Source organism: Burkholderia sp. Se-20378 (genome assembly GCF_017104665.1).
GTDB classification, from domain to species: Bacteria; Pseudomonadota; Gammaproteobacteria; order Burkholderiales; family Burkholderiaceae; genus Burkholderia; species Burkholderia lata.
The window spans coordinates 1-978 of sequence record NZ_JAAGPG010001146.1 but is presented as its reverse complement, the minus strand read 5'-3'; the positions used below and the strand labels follow the sequence as shown (position 1 = coordinate 978).

Annotated in this window: 1 pseudogene; it reads right to left on the bottom strand. The window is 72.4% G+C overall.

What is annotated here, in order from left to right:
- Nucleotides 1-978 (bottom strand): annotated as a pseudogene (locus tag G3N93_RS40660) (nodulation protein NfeD); the annotation flags it as partial.

The window sequence follows — 978 nt, the reverse complement described above, 5'->3', positions numbered from 1 at the left end:
GCCGGCCGCACCGTGCGGCTGGTCGGCCAGCAGGCCGTCGTCGAGCACTTCGCCGATGCTGCCGACCATCGCCTCGGCGCCCGTCACGACCGGGCGGCGGCGCGCGCGCAGCGCAACGCTCGATACACCCGCGACGAGCAGCCCGCCGCCGAGCGCGAGGCTCGCGATCACGGGCCACGGAATCCCGTAGCCGGGCACGTCGGTGTCGATCAGCATCAGCGCGCCGATCGTGAACGACACGATCCCGCCGAACCCGAGCACGCCGAAGGTCGGCAGGAACGCCTCGGCGACCAGGCAGCCGAGACCGAGCAGCACGAGGCCGAGGCCCGCATAGCTGATCGGCAGCAACTGCATCGCGAACAGCCCGACCAGCAGGCAGATCGTGCCGACGACGCCCGGCAGCACGAAGCCGGGGTTCGCGAACTCGAAGAAGAGGCCGTAGATGCCGATCGTCAGCAGGATCAGCGCGACGTTCGGGTCGGCGATGATCGCCAGGAAGCGGCTGCGCCAGTCAGGCTCGAGCACGACGAGCGGCGCATGCGCGGTCGCGAGCCGCACCGTGCCGGCGGTGGTCGTCACGGTGTGGCCGTCGAGCTGGCGAGCCAGGTCGGCCGGATCCTGCGCGATCAGGTCGACCACATGCTGCGTACGCGCCTCGTTCGCCGACAGGCTCACGGCCTCGCGCACCGCGCGCTCGCCCCATTCGGCATTGCGCCCGCGCAACTGCGCGAGGCCGCGGATATACGCGGAGGCATCCTGCATCGCCTTGCGGATCTCGGTCGATTGCGTATCGGTCGGCAGCGCGGCCGTGGTGGCGGACGCATCGGATGCCCCCGATGCTCCTGACGCCCCCGAGGTTCCGGCCGGCGCCCGCGGTACAGCGGGGTTCCCGCCCGGCGGCGCGGCGCCCCCGATGCCGAACTGCACGGGCGACGCCGCGCCGAGATTGGTGCCGGGCGCCATCGCCGCGAAGTGGCA